General features: G+C 45.4%; 15 protein-coding genes and 1 pseudogene. All 16 read right to left on the bottom strand.

Features of this window, described 5'->3' with window-relative positions; all coding sequences use genetic code 11:
* Positions 1–247 precede the first annotated feature (247 nt).
* The gene (locus tag KH180_RS16300; RefSeq protein WP_003510534.1) at positions 248–754 is read right to left on the bottom strand and encodes a COG2426 family protein; all 507 of its coding nucleotides are present in this window, start codon (positions 752–754) and stop codon (positions 248–250) included.
* Between the two features lie 8 nt (positions 755–762).
* Positions 763–1,233, bottom strand: a complete 471-nt coding sequence (locus tag KH180_RS16295; protein WP_003510533.1) for a zinc ribbon domain-containing protein — start codon at positions 1,231–1,233, stop codon at positions 763–765.
* Positions 1,234–1,331: 98 nt separating this feature from the next.
* On the bottom strand, positions 1,332–3,683 hold the full coding sequence (locus KH180_RS16290) for a DUF6449 domain-containing protein (protein ID WP_003510532.1): 2,352 nt from the start codon (positions 3,681–3,683) through the stop codon (positions 1,332–1,334).
* Complete coding sequence (locus tag KH180_RS16285; RefSeq protein ID WP_003510530.1) at positions 3,658–4,557, bottom strand: ABC transporter ATP-binding protein; 900 nt, start codon at positions 4,555–4,557, stop codon at positions 3,658–3,660. The genes KH180_RS16290 and KH180_RS16285 overlap by 26 nt, the downstream gene beginning before the upstream one ends.
* 211 nt (positions 4,558–4,768) lie before the next feature.
* Positions 4,769–5,086 (bottom strand): annotated as a pseudogene (locus KH180_RS16895) (GntR family transcriptional regulator); the annotation flags it as partial.
* 150 nt (positions 5,087–5,236) lie between these two features.
* Positions 5,237–5,545: a hypothetical protein gene (locus KH180_RS16275; RefSeq protein ID WP_003510527.1), complete on the bottom strand. Its 309-nt coding sequence runs from the start codon at positions 5,543–5,545 to the stop codon at positions 5,237–5,239.
* Between the two features lie 208 nt (positions 5,546–5,753).
* The gene (locus KH180_RS16270) at positions 5,754–6,509 is read right to left on the bottom strand and encodes a TIGR03915 family putative DNA repair protein (RefSeq protein ID WP_003510526.1); all 756 of its coding nucleotides are present in this window, start codon (positions 6,507–6,509) and stop codon (positions 5,754–5,756) included.
* 1 nt (position 6,510) lies between these two features.
* Positions 6,511–8,085, bottom strand: coding sequence for a putative DNA modification/repair radical SAM protein (locus KH180_RS16265; RefSeq protein ID WP_003510525.1), 1,575 nt, complete (start codon positions 8,083–8,085; stop codon positions 6,511–6,513).
* A gap of 362 nt (positions 8,086–8,447) precedes the next feature.
* Complete coding sequence (locus KH180_RS16260; protein ID WP_003510524.1) at positions 8,448–9,479, bottom strand: cytidylate kinase-like family protein; 1,032 nt, start codon at positions 9,477–9,479, stop codon at positions 8,448–8,450.
* Positions 9,480–9,494: 15 nt separating this feature from the next.
* Positions 9,495–10,940 (bottom strand): sodium:proton antiporter, encoded by a 1,446-nt coding sequence (locus tag KH180_RS16255; RefSeq protein ID WP_009298083.1) that lies wholly within the window; start codon positions 10,938–10,940, stop codon positions 9,495–9,497.
* A 481-nt stretch (positions 10,941–11,421) separates the two neighbouring features.
* The gene (galE, locus tag KH180_RS16250) at positions 11,422–12,438 is read right to left on the bottom strand and encodes a UDP-glucose 4-epimerase GalE (protein WP_003510519.1); all 1,017 of its coding nucleotides are present in this window, start codon (positions 12,436–12,438) and stop codon (positions 11,422–11,424) included.
* A gap of 250 nt (positions 12,439–12,688) precedes the next feature.
* Positions 12,689–13,318, bottom strand: coding sequence for an RNA polymerase sporulation sigma factor SigK (gene sigK / locus KH180_RS16245; protein WP_003510518.1), 630 nt, complete (start codon positions 13,316–13,318; stop codon positions 12,689–12,691).
* A gap of 213 nt (positions 13,319–13,531) precedes the next feature.
* A complete protein-coding gene (locus tag KH180_RS16240) occupies positions 13,532–14,338 on the bottom strand; it encodes a GNAT family N-acetyltransferase (protein WP_004461958.1) in 807 nt (268 codons plus the stop codon).
* 1 nt (position 14,339) lies between these two features.
* Complete coding sequence (locus KH180_RS16235; protein ID WP_003510516.1) at positions 14,340–14,798, bottom strand: hypothetical protein; 459 nt, start codon at positions 14,796–14,798, stop codon at positions 14,340–14,342.
* 1 nt (position 14,799) lies between these two features.
* A complete protein-coding gene (locus tag KH180_RS16230) occupies positions 14,800–15,045 on the bottom strand; it encodes a hypothetical protein (RefSeq protein WP_021641765.1) in 246 nt (81 codons plus the stop codon).
* Between the two features lie 324 nt (positions 15,046–15,369).
* Positions 15,370–17,625, bottom strand: coding sequence for a hypothetical protein (locus tag KH180_RS16225; RefSeq protein WP_055177162.1), 2,256 nt, complete (start codon positions 17,623–17,625; stop codon positions 15,370–15,372).
* Between the last annotated feature and the right edge of the window lie 521 nt (positions 17,626–18,146).

The following is an 18,146-nucleotide window of genomic DNA, read 5'->3' as shown; positions in this document are numbered from 1 at the left end:
TCCAGCGATGCCAAACCCCCGGGACGAAAGACTCATATACACACCTCACCACCCCGTCCGCTGGCCGTACCGGCGGCGTCCTCACCTGCTTAATTAAATATCCATCTAAACTGTTTCGTTATCAAGAATCTCCATACTTTCCGAAAATATACTGTATCCGAATATCTGAACCGGATAATGCATACAAAAAACTGCGGCATGGCAGGAACATGTTAAAGTTCCGTACCATACCGCAGACTGTTATTTCTTATCCGAAAATGACTCCCAGCACACCGTAAGACAGGATAGACATAATGACCGTAGCGATTACAATGCCTATTAATATTGCTGCAAATGCTGTTTTAAAACGCACTCTCAAAAGCGCCGCTATCAAAGAGCCTGTCCAGGCTCCCGTACCAGGGAGGGGGATCCCTACAAAAAGCACAAGTCCCCAAAATCCATATTTCTCAATCTGGTCTTTTTTACTCATCGCCTTATTCTCCAGCCACAAAGCAATTGGCCGGAACACCTTCACCAGCTTCATCCAGTCCAGTATCTTTCTGATAAGGAGCAGAATAAACGGGATTGGCAGAATATTTCCGATAATGCAGATTGGTATTGCCTGCATAATCGGTACATTGAGAAGTGCCGGCGAAGCCGCCAGAAGTCCTCCCCTCAATTCCAGTATTGGTACCATGGAAATAATAAAAATAACTGCCTCTTTTGAGATAAACTCAGAAAGATTGGCCGTAAACCACTGTACTAATGCGTCCATTCTATCTCCTATTCTTCGTTTTCGCTGTCTTCCTCTGCGAAGATGGATTCATCTGCCGCCGTTTTTACCGGAAACTGCAGTCCTGGTTCTTCACTGTCCTCATCCTCTGAGGCGCCTGCCATTTTATCCTCCATAGGAGCACCGCACTTACTGCAATACAGGGCCTCTCTCTCTACCTTGGCTCCGCACTCCGCACAGACTCTGGTTCCTTCCAGTTCTGCAATTTCGTCTTCCAGTACAGCCATCTTAATCAGACCCGCCTGGATAATCTTGAATTCATCGGCGTACTCATCTTCCAGCGCTGCTTCGTGCCTGTCATAGTATGCCTTTCCAAGACTGATATATGCTTTATTAACTTTTTCCTTTTCTGCTGACAATTTTGATTTGAGCTGGATTACGCCTGTGATATCCTTCACTTTATTGGCTGCTTCCTTGCTCTTATCACTGATTACTTTACCAAGTTCATCTAAAAATGCCATTCATTTTCCTCCTCTACAGGATATTTTTCCTCACTTATTTTATCCTGTAAAGGAGAGAAAGTCAATCAAAAGTAAAACCGGGCCACTTAAGGCAGCTTCTAATAGCCCCACATTACATCATTTTTCATATTTTCTTCCGTCAATTTAAACGTTTCTTTTACAAAATCCGGAATCTTGTCGTAGTCAAACCGCAGTCCGTATCTGACATATTCCGTCTCCTGTTCTCTTCCATCTATACTCTCCGTCTGCACTGTTTCAGGCATGGCAGCCGCATCAAACTCGTCTTCCGTCTGCCCCCGCTTGACCGACACATAGGCAGTCAGATTCACCCCGGTAAAGGTATTATTCAGATAATTTGTACAGTTCAGGCTGTCAGACAGGGAGCTGTCAAGGATCTGGCGGATCTCGTTCTTATCAGTTACCGTGACCTTCCAGCTTCCGCGCTCTTTTGAATAGACACCTTCCATTTCAGCAGACGGTATCTCTTCCACGTCCTCTTCACTTCTGTAGTATTCCATAACAATCTTATCCACCTTGTCTGCTGTCAGGAATTCTCCCACATCAACCCCGCATTCTTTCAGCAGGCTGATTGTTTCCGTAAAGGACGGATAGATCGGATAATAAAATTTTCTGTTAAACACACTGAAGTCGCGCTTTTTTTCTCTGAGCGTATCAATCATTTCCTGCATCTCGCCCGTTTTGAACTGAATTGCTGCAATCGGGCTTTCTTCTCTTCTTGTTTCGGCAGTCAGGCCTCTTAACTCCTTCTGATACGCCTCCAGAATCCGAGCCTTCATTTCGTCATTCTTCAGGTTCACATGACTGAAATCACCGTATTCCTCATAATTGATTCCGGCCACATCCGACGCCTGATAAGAAAGAATCGGATAAACTTCCGTCTTATATTCCTCACTGTCATAAATTTTGTCGAGCGCTCCGCTTACCGCTGACAGATTCATATTATAGCGGCGCAGCACAGTTTTTCCGCCCTTCAGATGATAAGCAACCACTACCTCGTCAATCGTTTCGTCACTCGAATCACGGTAATAATAGCGGCCGCTTCTAAGGATGCCGTGGTTTCGTTTCTTTGCCTGTTCGGCATCGGTAACGCCCCTTTTTCCTATTTCAATCACCGACGTTACATCAGCCAGTTTCATCTCCTTCACCAGTTCTCCTGCTGATTTCGATTTCCAGCTCACATAATCATAGCCCCTGGAATCACTGTTCAGCTCCAATTCAGACAAATAGTCTTCAAGAAAATCCGCGTCCATCCGCCTGCAGTAAATTCCTGCCGCTTCCATCTTGGATTCAGAAGGCACATAAGAGTCAAATCCCGACAAATCAAACCTGAAAAATGCAAGGATTGCCAATGAGCAGACTGTACAGAGTGCAAATTGTTTTTTATGTGCAAACAGTCTTCTGAAATCAAAGTTATAAATTATTTCAATAATAGCGTAGCTGATTACAAGTCCGCAGACCAGACCGAAAATGCTCCATCCGTCGCTTCCCATCATTTCTCTGAAAATCAGGCTGCCGGTGAGTGCAATCGGCACTACAAGGAGCAGCTTGATAACCGGCTGGCTTTTTCTGAATGCCATGGCGCGCCCGGCTGCCTCGGAAGGTCTTTTCTTATACAGAAATACACAGAGCGCGATAAGAAGTACGGTTACTGCAACCGCCCACAGCGCCATTGAGCCTGCTTTTTCCGGTTCTGATACCGCTCCGATATACCAGGCTGCCGGTGATGATTTTTGCAAAAGCTCTACGAATCTGTTCCCGTCCTGGTAAAAGGTAATATAATAGCTGCTGAAATAGCCGATAAGTAGCATGACCGTTCCCGGTCCCCACAGGAAAAACACTGCGGATCCAAGCACATTGACAATGGTATTGCCGGTCATCAGAGCAGCCGCTATCACTACCGTATACATTAACAAAAAGAACGACATATGGATACAGTAAGTCTTTAACACCTCTCCCCACGGGAATATCTGCCCGGCTTTCACCTGAATCATTAATGAAGATATCAAAAGGGATATCAGATAAGGCACAGCCGTATAAAGGACGCCGTTCAGATATACGGCAGTAAATAATCTTTCACGTTTTACCGGAATTGCATGGTAAAAATCGGTTTTCTTACGCGAATGCAGATACGCAAATCCCGAAATACCGCAGACTACGGCAAAAACGATAAGAAGAAAAACCAACATGCCATTATCTATTGCAGTCCAGCTTAAGTATCTTTCCTGAAGCTGCTGCTTTATCACCTCGACTCCCTGCGCTTCCCTCTCCCAAACGGCATCGATTCTGTCCTGGGAAAGATAACTGCTGATTAACAGCGCCGTCTGCACCGGAAATGTAAAAAAGAATATTAATGATATCAAAGCGACTGTCCAGAGGCGCTGTTTCGTGTTTTCTTTCATCAGATTAAAAAATAAGTTTTTTGATGTCATAACCGGCCACCTCCGTTTCACTGATAAATATTTCTTCCAGGGAAAGAGGAATCAGTTCAAAAAATACCGGATGGAAGGTCTGCATAACCGCTTCTATCTCTTCCTTTTTCCCCCTTATGGTCAGAGTCAGCAGGCTCCCCCTGCGTTCCGTCCTGATAATGTCAATTCCATGCAGATTTTCCGGCTCTGTACCCGGAAGAAGTACACATTGAACCTTATGGATATTCAGCTTCATATCATCCAGATCCTTTGACAGCAGAATTCCTCCTTTGTGGAGCAGTCCTACGTGGTCACAGATATCCTCCAGCTCCCTCAGGTTATGTGAGGCAATAATCGGAGTCAGGTTCCTCTCCTCCATATCATTGGCAAAAAGGCTTTTCACTGTCTGCCTCATAACCGGATCCAGCCCGTCAAATGTCTCATCGCAGAATATATAGTCTGTGTTGGCACAAATTCCAAGAAGAACGGAAAGCTGTTTCTTCATTCCTTTTGAAAATGTATTTACCTTCCGCCTTGCATCCAAATCGAAATTGGAAAGCAGGCCGAAAAATCGCTTTTCGTCAAAATTCCTGTATACATTTCTGTAAAACTTCATCATCTCACCCGGAGTCGCGTTATTCAAAAAATACTGCTCATCCGATATATAGAAAAATTTTGATTTTACCTTATCATTCTCAAAAATGTCTTCTCCGTCGATCGTAACTCTGCCCTCATCCGGTTTCAGTATTCCGGCAGCCATTCTGAGAAACGTACTCTTTCCTGCACCATTCGTGCCTATCAATCCAAATACGCTGCCCTCTCTGATTACTGCATTAATATGATCAACGGCTTTGATATCGTCAAATCGCTTTGTCAGGTTGATTGCTTCAATCATCCGTTTCTCCTCCTTTTTCCTCCCTCTTGCCTCCAAGAGCCGGTTCCGTCATCTGATTCTTTGTCACCGGCTCATGTACGGCAGTTAACGTCGCCTCCGCAGCCGACAGAATTTGCGATTCTTTTACCGGAGCCGCAGTTCCTGCCGCTGGCCGCGGCCTCCTGTCACTGCTGCCATAGAACTGTATCACCTGCTCCTGAAATTGAAGCATCGTGACTCCCGTTCCCCTGGCCTCCTCCACAAGTCTGCCCAGTCTCACAAAAATTTCTTTTTTTTTCTGTTCACGAATTTGGTGATTCTCGGCCACAAAACTGCCTCTGCCCTTTACCGAATAAATATACCCCTGCCGCTCCAGTTCCGCATAGGCTCTCTGTATTGTGTTGGGATTAATCGACAATTCCGTTGCAAGGCTGCGTACAGATGGGAGCTGGCTGTTCTGCTCCAAAATTCCTCGCACCATCAGCTCAGACAGTTTTTCTACAACCTGTTCATATATAGGTCGCCGATCTTTATAGTCAATCAGAATCATAGGCTCCTCCTTTCCCGTATTATTTAAATTAAGTGTATTAATTCATTTAATACACTTAGTATACGAGAGAAGCGGTCCGCTGTCAAGCGGCCGCTCCTTACATTTTTCTTAACCTGATTAATTTATGTAGGCTTATCAGCCTGCTAACGATTAGTTAGCTGTGCTCTCCTCAATCAGAGCTGCATCGTCGGATTCTGCCGCAGCATCTTCAGCCTGGCTCTCTGCTGCCTCTGTCTCCTCTGTGTCAGCTGCTTCTGTGATATCTTCTGCTGACTCAGAATTAACTTCCTCTGTGTTCTCCTCTGGTGCTGCTGTCTCCGGAGCTTCAGTTGTCTCTGCCTCGGTTACGGCTGCTGTTGTAGTGCCTGCATCGGTTCCGCCGCAAGCTGTCAGGGCGGTAGCCGCTAACATTACACTCATCATCATTACTGCTGCTGGTTTCACTAAATTTTTTTTCATAATTACATCTCCTCTTTTTTTGAATCAATTTACTTAATTCGTGGTACGCCAGTAATGATAATTTGAAATTGTGTCAAAATTGTGACCAATCTATTAATGAAGAATAAAATTATCTTCCTTTTTTTTCGAAAAAGGAAAGAATTCGTAAGAATATATTTTTAACACCCTGATTTTATCAGGATTATCCGCCTGTTAATTCTTAATTTTTTTATTGAAATTCTGTCATGTAGGGGCGGTACCTCAGAGCCAGATGGCCTCTCTGGCAGACATAATTTTCTCTTTCTTTGATTGCGACACTGTCAAAAAAGATTTTCCAGAGTGTTTCATACTCCTTCCGATCTGATTTCTCCGACAGTTTTTCCAGTCTTTTCCCCTCCTCGCCGGACAGAATGTACCAGCCTGTATTGGGAGTATATATGACAGCCTTCTCCCGGATTTCATCATAAATGATAAACCGCTCCGGCCTCAGCCGATCCGAAAAATGAAGGGCCAGCATCGGAATAACGTCATTCTTTGGCCCAATCCTTGAAAAAAGGACTTTATTCTCCAGTTCAGAAAACCGGAGAAACTCCTTCATATTATGGGCCTCATTCTGTATGTGGCGGTTTATTCGGAATATCTCATGGACAGCAGGTATATGGAGACTTTCCGTAATCTGCTTTCCTATATGGAATCCAAAAATCAGAAATCGGTAAATTATGTCTGCCTTCTCCGGTTCATAACTGAGAGACGCCCTGTAAATCCAGCCATACGCTTCCCTGGATATCTTTTGTACAACAGCTTGTATCACCTTATCTACCTTTTCTTCGGTGACCTGCACATCGCGGTATTTTGCAAACAACTCCATATTATAGGCTCCCTGAAGCTGCAGTCTGACATTGTCATGCCCCAGTCTGCTCATCCAGGCATCATAAACGCCGCAGAGTATGGAGTCAAAATCATCTTTACATATAAATATAACCATATTACATCTCCCCCGTTAAGACAGATACCCTTTCCTCCGCAGGAGGCGCTGCCTCCATATGGAAATCATCAAACAGAGACATCTGCCTGAACAGCCCCTTTTGCTCAAGCTCCCAGTTTCGCCGCTTCTCCTCTCCCACTATCTGGTTTGCGATGGCATCTTCCGAAAGCTTCACCGGATACATCATTTTACCGGAGCAGGTTATGAAATATACCGCTCTTTTTAAAACAACCCCCATCTTTTTTAAATCTTCAAATCTTAAGACTGCCTGCTTCCTGGCGGCGACAATCCGCATCGCAGATTTAGTCCCGATTCCGGGCACCCTCAAAAGAGAGGCATAGGGAGCATGATTTACCTCCACCGGAAATTCCCCCAAATTTCTCAGCGCCCAGTCACACTTGGGATCCAGAAACACATTAAAATTAGGCTTATCCTCTGATAACAGTTCGGAGGCGTGAAACCCATAGTATCGCAGGAGCCAGTCCGCCTGATAGAGCCGGTGTTCCCTTAGAAGCGGCGGTCCTCCCGGCAGAGCCGGAAGAAGGCTGTCATGATTCACGGGAACAAAGGCAGAGTAAAAGACTCTCTTAAGCCCGAAATTCTTGTAAAGCGCCTCTGCTACCGCCATCATCTGATAATCACTCTCCGGTGTGGCTCCCACAATCATCTGAGTACTCTGACCGGCAGGCACAAAATACGACTTATGATTAGATACACGGCCCACGCCATAATTACCATACACAGACTTTCCCGGAATAACTGCAGGGCGTTCGGCATCCGCTCCGGTGCCGGAACGGGACAGTACCGGCGTTGACGCGCCGGCAGCCTGCGGCAGGCTTTCCGAAAGCTCCGTCCGCGGCCCCGGAGTTTTACCGGCGGGCGCAGTCCTTAAAGAGTCTGTGAGAAATCCCGGCGGCAATATAATCCCCTTCTTTTCCAGGAGCCCTTCACGGGCCATCTGATTTACAATTCCCCTCTGAATCTGCCGCATCGGCTTTAATATCTTATCCCTTGTCTTTCCCGGCGCCAGCTTCCTCAGCCCTTCGGCGGTTGGAAGTTCCAGGTTCACGCTCATCCTGTCTGCCAGGAAACCGGTCATCTCAATCAGGGTCGGATCGGCTCCCGGTATCGCCTTCACATGAATATAACCGTTAAATTTATGCTCATTGCGCAGCAGATAAAGAGTTCTGTAAATTTGCTCCATTGTTTTATCCGGTGTGTCAAGAATTCCGGAGCTGAGGAACAGCCCCTCAATATAATTCCTCCGGTAAAACTCCATCGTCAGGCGGCAGACTTCCCCGGGTGTGAACGCAGTGCGGACAGTATCATTGGAACGTCTGTTCACACAGTACCTGCAGTCATAGATACACTGGTTCGTGTAAAGAATCTTCAGGAGAGAAATGCATCTGCCGTCGGCAGCAAAGCTGTGGCAAAGTCCGGCTTCACTTGCGCTTCCGATGCAGCCGTCCTTCCCCTTCCTTTCCACTCCGCTGGATGTACAGGCGACATCATACTTAGCTGCATCCGTTAAAATTTTGAGTTTTTCTTCTATTGACAGATTCTCCTGTATCAGCATTAACTTTCTCCTTTATATAAGCAATGAACCGCATTGTGATAATCCATTGTACTGCTTGTCACCGGCACATCACTGCACAGATTTATAAGAACATTTGTTCTATCCTCATTTTATCACATTCTGATTTTGATAGCAAGAGTTTTTTCGAACATTCGTTCTTTTTTATGAGACATTATTCCCTACCGCCGCAGGCATTGGCTCACTTAGCGAGTGTAACGAGCTTAGTGAACAAGCCCTCTTTAGAGTTGCGATCCTCCGCGGAGCGTTTTTTATTTAACAGGATTACTTTCCTGTTAAATAAAAAACGGCCTTCGCAGGACACTCCTGCAAAGGCCGGATAAATCGGCATTCCAAAGCTGATTTTATTTTTTATTCTTTACGCCCCGGTCAATCATTCTGAGAATAAACTCTACCGTACCGTCGATTCCATAACTTGCACTGTTAATACAGAGATCATAATTATTAGCATTGCCCCACCGGCGGCTTGTATAAAAATTATAATAATGGGAATGCTGCCGATCCAGGTGTTTCAGAAGACGCCTTGCCTTCTTCTCCCCCATTCCGTTATGGATTTCCATTGTGTGGCGCACCCTCTGTTCAAAGGGCGCCGTGATGTAAATACTGATATGCGGGATTCTGTTATTCGTCATAATTGCATCACCGCAGCGGCCCATAATGATAAAGTCTTCTTTTCTGGCCATATCGCACAGCAGGTCACTCTGATTAAAGAATATGGCATCTTTCTTGGAAAGGCCGTGATATCGGCTGAATTCACGCATTCTCTGCCGAAGAGTCAGGCTCTTTGTCTGTTCAAATGCACTGGCCAGATTCGGATTCAGATCCGGATTGCTTGAATAGCCTATCGAATCGCGGACCGTATCCTTCTCTGCCTCCAGCCGCTTTAACACAGCCTCAAATATTTCGGCATCATAATAGTTGATTTTCAATTTATCGGCCAGTTTGAAGCCGACATCAATGCCGCCGCAGCCATACGTCCAGCTAATGCAGATAATCAGGTGATCTTCGCTGGAAAAACGGTCCTGGAGATTGAATGCGTTCAGCTTCGCCATCTCCGGATCGATAATATCACCACTCACAAAGCTGGTAGGAAGGCTCATTACTTCCTGAAGAATCCGGTTGTATTCCGTCATAACCAGCTTCCGCTCTTCTTTATCCTTAATCGTGCGGGCCATGTTGGCAATCAGCGCCAGTTCACTCCGCATCAGATGGCCCTGGGGCCTGGTCAGCATTGTATTAACCAGTTCATCCACACAGCTTTCGCGGTTCCTGTTAAAAACTCGGCCCAGGGAAGAACCTAACTGAGCATAAACCTCCGCATCCAGATCGTAGATACGCTCCGCCAGTTCCCGGAGCTGCTCTTCATTATTTAACATCGTTCATCCCCCTCCCTATAAAAAGAACAATATCATATCCAGTGCAAAGACCGGAATCAGAATTGCGAGCGACCAGAGAAGATAGCCAAAAAAGGACGGCATGCGGACACCGTTCTCATCCGCTATAGATTTAACCATAAAATTGGGAGCATTGCCTATATAAGTATTGGCTCCCATAAATACGGCTCCGGCCGAGATTGCCATCAGCATCTGTAACGGCACAACCCCCAGAGCCGTTGTCATTCCCTCCGTAAAATCAAGCGCTCCTGCCGTGGTCAGGAATACAAGATAGGTGGGCGTATTATCCAGAAAGCTGGAAAGGAGTCCCGTGCTCCAGAACATTTGGTACGGCTCCGTAATGCCCAGGCTGCCGCCATTGGCTTTCAAAAGCATGAGAGCCGGCTGCATTGTGATAAAAATTCCCACAAATAAAACGGCAACCTCACGGATAGCGCTCCATGTAAAATGGTTCTCCCTCCGGATCTCCGAATCCGTAGTTTTAAAGGAAAGTAATGCAGCCAGCAAAATAATAGCAATTTCAATCAGCGCCGGATATCCCAGGCTTACTTCCCCAAAAATATGAATTCCCTTCACATTTCCCGCCGCATCCTGAAACGCCGGATGTCCCGGCAGGGTACCGCTCAAAATAACTGCTGCCACAATCATAATCAGAAAAATCAGATTATGCGCTCCCCTGATCTTAACCTCCGTACCGGGCTTACTGATATCCGGTTTCAGGCCGAGGGCAATATCCTTGCGGTATGCACGCCTGTCCAGCCAGTAAAACAGGAACAGCAGCACTGCCATATTAAAGATAAGAAGCGGAAAAAGCTTCAAACTCCAGAAAAAGGGGACACCTCTCATAAAGCCCATCAGCAGGGGCGGATCCCCAATCGGGGTGAGACAGCCGCCTATGTTGGAAACCAGAAAAATAAAAAACACAATAATGTGGCGTTTCCTTTTTCTCCATGAATTCATCTTGATGACGGGGCGGATCATCAGCATGCTTGCGCCGGTGGTGCCTATCCAGCTTGAAAGCAGCGTTCCCAGAGCCAGCAGCCCCACGTTTACCCTGGGCGAGCCTGCCAGGTCCCCGGACATCGTAATGTTGCCGGAAACACAGAACAGGCCGAAAAGCAGGATTATAAATGTCAGATAATCGTTCACGATGCATTCCAGAACGGTCTCTAATGCAGTCCCTGCACTAAATGAAAGAGCGAATGGAACAATAAAAAGCAATGACCAGAAAATCACCGCATGCGGCTGATGCTCTTCCCACCACTCGGCCTTAATCAGCGGCAGCACCGCAATACACAAAAGAAGTCCGGCAAAAGGGATACACAGCCAGATTGGTACGGCTGTTTTCTCACTGCCGGCCACATGTTCTGCCGCCAGAGCCGTCATCGGACTGAAAAACAGCATCAGTGCCAGGCTCCCGCAGAAAGCAGTCAATTTTTTCACCTCAAAAATCCTCCCTATCCTTTTCCGAACTATTTTTATAGTTCAGCCAATAATTATAACAACTTTATCAACGAATTACAACCGCAGATTCTGCAATGACAGCAAAGAGCTTCAAAATCCGGATTTTCGGCAAATCTATTTATTATTTATGAACGTATGGGAGCCTTTTTCTGTCTGCGGCGGGTCGCTTCAGCGACATTATTCCCTGCCGTCGCAGGCATTGGCTCACTTAGCGAGTGTAACGAGCTTAGTGAACAAGCCCTCTTTAGAGTTGCGATCCTCCGCGGAGCGGTTTTTATTTAACAGGAGAACTTTCCTGTTAAACGATAGCCTGCACGCTCTGCGTACAGACCACCGTCTTCAAATAAAAATACTGTCCGGCTAAGGCCGGACAGTAAATAAATTTATTTTCAGTTATCTGCTAATCCGGCGCACGCCTAAAAGCCGCTTTGCCTTCCTTATTGCCTTGCCGGTTTCTGTCTCAGTTTCTGTAACCGTCCGGATTCATCGACTGCCATCTCCAGGAGTCTTCGCACATTTCCTCTATGCCGCGCTCTGCCTCCCAGCCAAGTTCCTCTTTCGCCTTAGTTGCGTCTGCATAGCAGGTTGCGATATCCCCGGCGCGTCTCGGCTTAATCTCATAAGCAATCTCTCTGCCGCTGGCTTTTGCATAAGCTTTTACCACGTCAAGGACACTGTAGCCGTTCCCTGTTCCCAGATTGTAGATGGTAACCCCTGCCTTCTCTTCAATCTTCTTCAGGGCTTTGACATGGCCTACCGCTAAATCCACTACATGGATATAGTCACGCACTCCGGTACCGTCGGGTGTAGGATAGTCGTCCCCAAAAACTCCGAGGCATTTCAGCTTGCCTACTGCGACCTGCGCAATATACGGGACAAGGTTGTTCGGAATCCCCTTTGGATCCTCGCCGATTAAACCGCTCTTATGAGCTCCGATTGGATTGAAATAGCGCAGCAGAACAACGTTCCATTCCGGATCGGCCACATGCAGGTCCGTCAGAATCTGCTCAAGCATGCTCTTCGTCTGTCCGTATGGGTTCGTTATCTTTCCCTTCGGACACTCTTCCGTAATCGGTACGAATGCCGGATCTCCGTAAACAGTAGCCGAGGAACTGAATACGATATTCTTAACGCCATGGTTCCTCATAACATCGCAGAGGAGCAGCGTTCCGGTAATGTTATTATGATAATATTCCAGTGGCTTTTGAACAGACTCACCCACCGCCTTCAGTCCTGCAAAATGAATCACGGAATCAATGTTCTCCTTATCGAATACAGCCTCTATGGCAGGCTTATCCAATAAATCAGCCTCATAGAATTTCACCTGTTTCCCTGTGATTTTTTCTACACGTCTTAAGGATTCCTCGCTGGAATTACTGAGATTATCCACCACTACAACCTCATATCCTGCGTTCAGAAGCTCTACACACGTATGGCTTCCTATGTAGCCTGCACCGCCTGTAACTAAAATTGCCATAATCAACATCCTCCTTCTCGCAATGAAAAACGCGTTCCGCAAATTTTTCACTGCCATCAATCAAAACTTCAAGCTCAGCTTTCATTATATACGGAGGATATTTATAATACAATCAGAAATATTGCGATAAATTATCGAATTTATGCTGTCTTTTTCCAGGCGGCCGGTTCGGCAACCGGCCTTCTGCATATTTTGCAGAAACCGGTTTGCTGACAGACGCAAATCGTCCCCGACATTCAAAATTTCCGGTTCACCCATTCTTCTCAAATTCCAGCCTCAGTTTTTCCAGGGCCTTCTTCTCAATACGGCTGACATAAGAACGTGAGATTCCCATTTTACCGGCTATCTCTCTCTGAGTGCGTTCCTGCTCCCCAAAGAGTCCGTACCGCATGCTCAGTACCTCCTGCTCCGTGTTTTTCAGACATTTCCGATAGGCATCATAGAGTTCAGAGACATCCTGCTCCAATATAATCGTCTCCAGGGCAGCTTTATCATCCGCTTCGATCACATCGATCAGGTTAACGGTCTCTCCATCCTTATCAACTCCTATGGGGTCATATAAGGAGACATCTTTGGAATGCTTTTTACCGGCGCGAAACAGCATCAGAATCTCGTTTTCCACACATTTCGCTGCGTAAGTAGCCAGTCTGGAGCCGCGGTCCATCTTAAACGTATTCACGGCTTTGATCAGCCCGATTGTCCCAACCGACAGAAGGTCTTCCATCTCATAATCAGTATATTGATACTTTTTTATGACATGGGCCACCAGCCTTAAGTTACGTTCAATCAAAACGGCCTTGGCTTCTTCGTCTCCCTCTTTGCAGCGTTTTAGATACTCACGTTCTTCACTGGCCGTCAATGGTTTTGGAAATGTTTTCAAAGAAAGCCACCTCAAAGCTACGTTAATCTATCTTATGCGCTCCGGGAGACTTAAGTGCTTTTACAACTTTTTACAGGCTGGTACTATTTTAGCAGAAACCATAAATCCGTTTATCTGTGAGATACGGCCTGTTCCAATAATGATTCATTGACAGACGCGCAAACGGGATCCGGCCAACCGCCGGATCCCTATTCTCTGTCATCGTTTTATAGTTCATGGCCTGTTCTTAAGCTGTTCCATCTGTCTGAGAAAGATTGCCTCATTCTCCTCTGCCGATTTGGTCGGATCGCTGCTTTCATAGAGAGGACACGGCAGCCGGCGGCATTTTCCGCAATGGGGCAGTTTCTTTTTATATGTACAGCATTCATAAATCCTGCAGATTTCTTCCCCTGTATATTTAAGCCAGAACGGCTTGCCCTGTATCTCATCACATCCGGCACACCTGTCCTCCTCTGTCCCGAAATACTCACAATCCGTGCAGTCAACTCCGCACAGGCTGATCGACTCTGTTTTCCGCTTTACGGAATATACATGATGCGGCATCGTAACACCTTTATAGTGCTTAACAATCGTATCCCTGTACCTCATACCGTTTCTCTGTGCCACCTTCTGGGAAGCGGTATTGCTGTCCCTGATGATGGAATAGACTTCTTCTGCATCTAGCTGATTAAAGGCGTAGTCCCGGCATGCGGCGGCAGCTTCAACGGCATACCCATGATGCCAGTATGCTTTTTCAAAGAGATAGCCGACTTCAAGCACCTGTTTTTCCCTGTAATCCTGCATCGTAAGGCCGCATTGGCCTATCATACGGCCGCTGTCCTTCAAAGTAACGGCCCAGAGTCCGAATCCATATTGATGATACCTCTCTGTCTGCCTGTCCAGCCATTCCTGTACTTCTCTATCGCTGAAAGCTCCTTCGTAGGCATACATCACATCATTGTCCTTTAATATCCGGCAAAGCGCTTCGTAATCCTCCTGCCCCATGTTTCTCAGTATCAGCCTGTCTGTTTTAAGAACCATCTCATCGCCCCTCTCTCCGGATAGACGCCAGCGCCTCGGCAATATCTCTCATTACCAGAGAGCTCATACTGTCCCTGTAAATGCCCGGATTGGCCTGTTCCAGCGCGGTGCAAATACAATCATAAAGGTCAGGCTTATACTTGACAATTGACGGCAGGGCTTTGATACACTGTCTCGATGTGATAGGCTTAACATCCTCAATATGCTTCAGATAGCTGTCTATCAGCTCATCAATCTTATTCTCCGTGTCCCAACGGGCATTGGCGGCAATCAGCAGAAGCCCCCTCGTTCTGACATAGGAATTTTCATCTTCTATCATATCTGCAAAAAGGTCAAAGAAGGGGTATACATGATCCGTATCGGATGATTCCTTCTCCAGTAACTTAAAACATTGATAAGCCTTTGTTTCGTCTTTCGACCTTAACGCTTCAACCAGTTCTGCGGCTTGTCCGAAATCCATGCTATGCGCTTCCTTTCTTTTGTCTCTTCTTTCTGTCCGCAATCCTCTGGCAGCAGGTAGGATACTTACCTTCTGCTTCGTGTACCGCTCTGCACTCGTTACAGTTCCCGTGGCGGATACAGTCTCTCTTGCAGGGACAGTTAGGGTTTAAATTAGTTTGTGGGGTTATCTCTGTGCCCTTTGCACTATCTTTCATGTACTGGGGTTCTGTGTCTGTTTTGGATTTTTTCAGCTTCTTTTCAGTCATATTAGCAGATTACTCCTTCCGGATGATTGATCAGCAGTTGCATATGTGGATGGAAATCAGATATATCCATATTTACTCTGATTTATCAGTATTTGCAATCCGCGTGGAATTATGCCTGAATTCTTCTGCTGTTGTGAAGTTGTAACTGGGGTTCTGTTCAATCAGCTAATTGGTCCCCCGTTTCCTCCACTTTTGCAGTCTGTCCCAAATGTCATTCCCCAAAGCCACGTAAACAGAGAAAAACAGAAACCCCGCATAGAGCAGCAACGCAAGAATTGTTCTCCTGATTTTCATAACACCACCCTCTCTTTCACTGTACTGTCATTAATCGGTTATTTTGCTCATAATAATATTATATACGATATCTAATAATTCCTGAACGTCTTTTGGAAGATTTTTTATCTCTATATATTTTTCCTGTATCCCCAGAAAATTCATCCGGCTCATCCTGGCCTGTTTTAACAGATGACAGGATTCATTCACCTCAAAAGGATGATGAGTCTCTGAAAATAAAATAAAATCCGACTTTTCATCCGAAGAAAACTGGCGATACGTCAAATCGGCCTCCATGTGGATGCTCTCTTCACAGTACCAAACATGGGCTTTAAGTCTGTCTTCATTCTTTGAATCCAGAAAATCACGTCTCCCCTCTCTGTCGATTTCATTGTCCTGATACCAGATTTTATATTTAACCCGTATCGTTTTACATCCCATAAAACGCCCCAGCAGCAGCGTTGCATGGAACCCATCGGAAAACGGAAACTGCTCAAACCAGTTCTGGACAGCCTCTTCGTATATTTCCAGTTTTGACCGTTCTCTCCGGACTTGTTCAATCGCATCTGCAAATTTTAAAATCCGGATAACCACAGAACAAAATGAGTAATAGTTTCTCAGCCATGGAGCAAAGTGGCTCAGGGAAAGTCCGGCTTCCTCAAACCGTTTAAAATACATGAGGCATTTCTGATATTCGTCCAGATGACAGCAGTAGAAACAAAGGCGGAGCGCATATTCTGCTGTTTTTGGGTGCTGGATCATTTTCTCTAATTTAGCTTCTACAAGCTGCATCTGATTCTGCATCTCTGCAGCATAGATGGGCTTATGATGTTCTGTCAGGTTTAAGGCAAACGTACCTTCGTCCAGGATAGCCATACGCGTATCAAGCGCATCGATTTCCAAATGGTTTTCCTCATAAACGGCCGTAATATCCTCCAGCATTTGTTTCACCTTCTCAAACCGGTATTCCTCAATATGCATTCTTTTCATCCCGGCCAATTCTTTGCGGTAATGGCACCGTTCATATACGGCTTCTGCCGGTAGGGAGTCGATATAGTTCTGGATCTCTTTTTCCGCCTGAAACGCCATATAGTTTTCCGCCGCCCTATCCAAATCATGATACTGTCCCAAAAGTCTGTCATCGTACAAATCACGAAACAGCAAATCAATCTCCTTCCATGTACGGTATCGCGCCGGCATGGGAAGTCCTGAGAGCTTCTCTCTGTCTTTCTCAAGCGCTTCAAGACAGTTGGTTGGATTAAAACGCATCGAGCAGACGATCCTTGCCATACTGCCCTCGTAAACACATCTTTCCTGTTCCGTTAGTCCATACTTCAGTGTCTGTAAAAATTGTTCCTGGATCCATATTTCCGTCTCCTGTGTATTTTCCTCTGTCTGGCGGAGCAGCTCCAATTCAATATTGCATACGGAAATAAAAGCTTTCGCCTTCCCCATATCCAGTAAATCACGGTATTCCTCCAATATTTTTTTCCAGTCTCCCCGTTTCATGTCCTCGCGAATTCTGCACAAATTAAAACAATAATTATAATAAACCGGTTCCAGAATCTCCATATTCATTTTCTTGTTTTGTCCGGCCGCCGCAATCGCCTGTTTGAAGTAGTAATCTGCCTCCTGATAATTTCCCTGGCATACGTAAAGCACTCCCCGGTTATTGAGAATCTGAATGTACAGTTGGGGAGGCGTATTTTGCTGACAGCATTTTTCCGCCTTCATCATTGACTCACCCGCCCGGACTATGTCACCTGCAGACATTTGCTTAAAACCGTGGAAAAAGTAAAACAACGGACCGTCCGTGACCCCCAACTGTGAAAGATATCTTTCCGCTTTTTCCAGATCTCCCAAAAGTAACAAGACGAAGAGGCAGCGCTCCAAATATTTCTTCTTTATTCCGGGAGTCAGGTTCGAAAGCGGAATTTCATTTAATTTCTTCCATGCAGAAATAATATCCTCTGATTCTGTTTTTTTCATCACTTTGAGAATATGGCAGTAATACTTGTATCTTATGAATAAAATAGAAGCTGAAAGCAGGCAGACTGCACCGGCTCCCCATAAAAATGCCCAATATTTACCGGTGGACGGTTCTATAAATAAAATGTCGGCCGTAATGACTATGACGGCTCCCAACACAGCAATGAATGAGTTTCTTATATATTTAATTACCAGGTAGGAATGAAACAGTTTCCCTGCACCGATTACCGCCAAAAGGTACAGCAGAAGAATAAGGATAAACTTTTTCATTTCCGGAGCATCTATGTAGCTTAGCAGTTCTAAAATTGTATCAATCATTTTATCCTCACCAGATTTATATTTATGTATTTATCTAGTTTAACACATGATTCTTTATAACTAAAGTATTCCACAGCTTTATCTGTTCTGATTAATAGAAAAAATTTAGGGCAGCTCAAAATTAAGCTGCCCTAAATGTAAAAATAGAGTATTAAATCGTTCCATTATTCATAATCTGTAAGTATTTTGTCCTTGTTATGCCCTATTCTAATTCCAATTCCTGAAGAAGCCATCCTACCAGTTTGAACGATAGTTCCTTAAAAAGTGGAAGCATGGAATAAATTATCATACTCTGTGAAACATGGCAAAACCACTGTAAGGCTAACAAACAAAGGCTTTACAGCGGTTTTGTATTTTCTTCCTATCCCCCTACTTCCTTATCAAACTATTTCTTGTCCTTTTGATCTCATCGCATTCCTGACCCTCCTCCTAATATATAAGTGTAGGGTTTCAGTACCCAACAGCCAGTTGGGACTTAATCCTCTCATTGTTTAAGCTGTATAATGATTAGGCATTGGTAT

The sequence above is a fragment of the Anaerostipes sp. genome (genome assembly GCF_018381315.1).
In the GTDB taxonomy this organism is placed as follows: Bacteria; Bacillota; Clostridia; order Lachnospirales; family Lachnospiraceae; genus Anaerostipes.
This window is presented reverse-complemented; position numbering and strand designations above follow the sequence as displayed.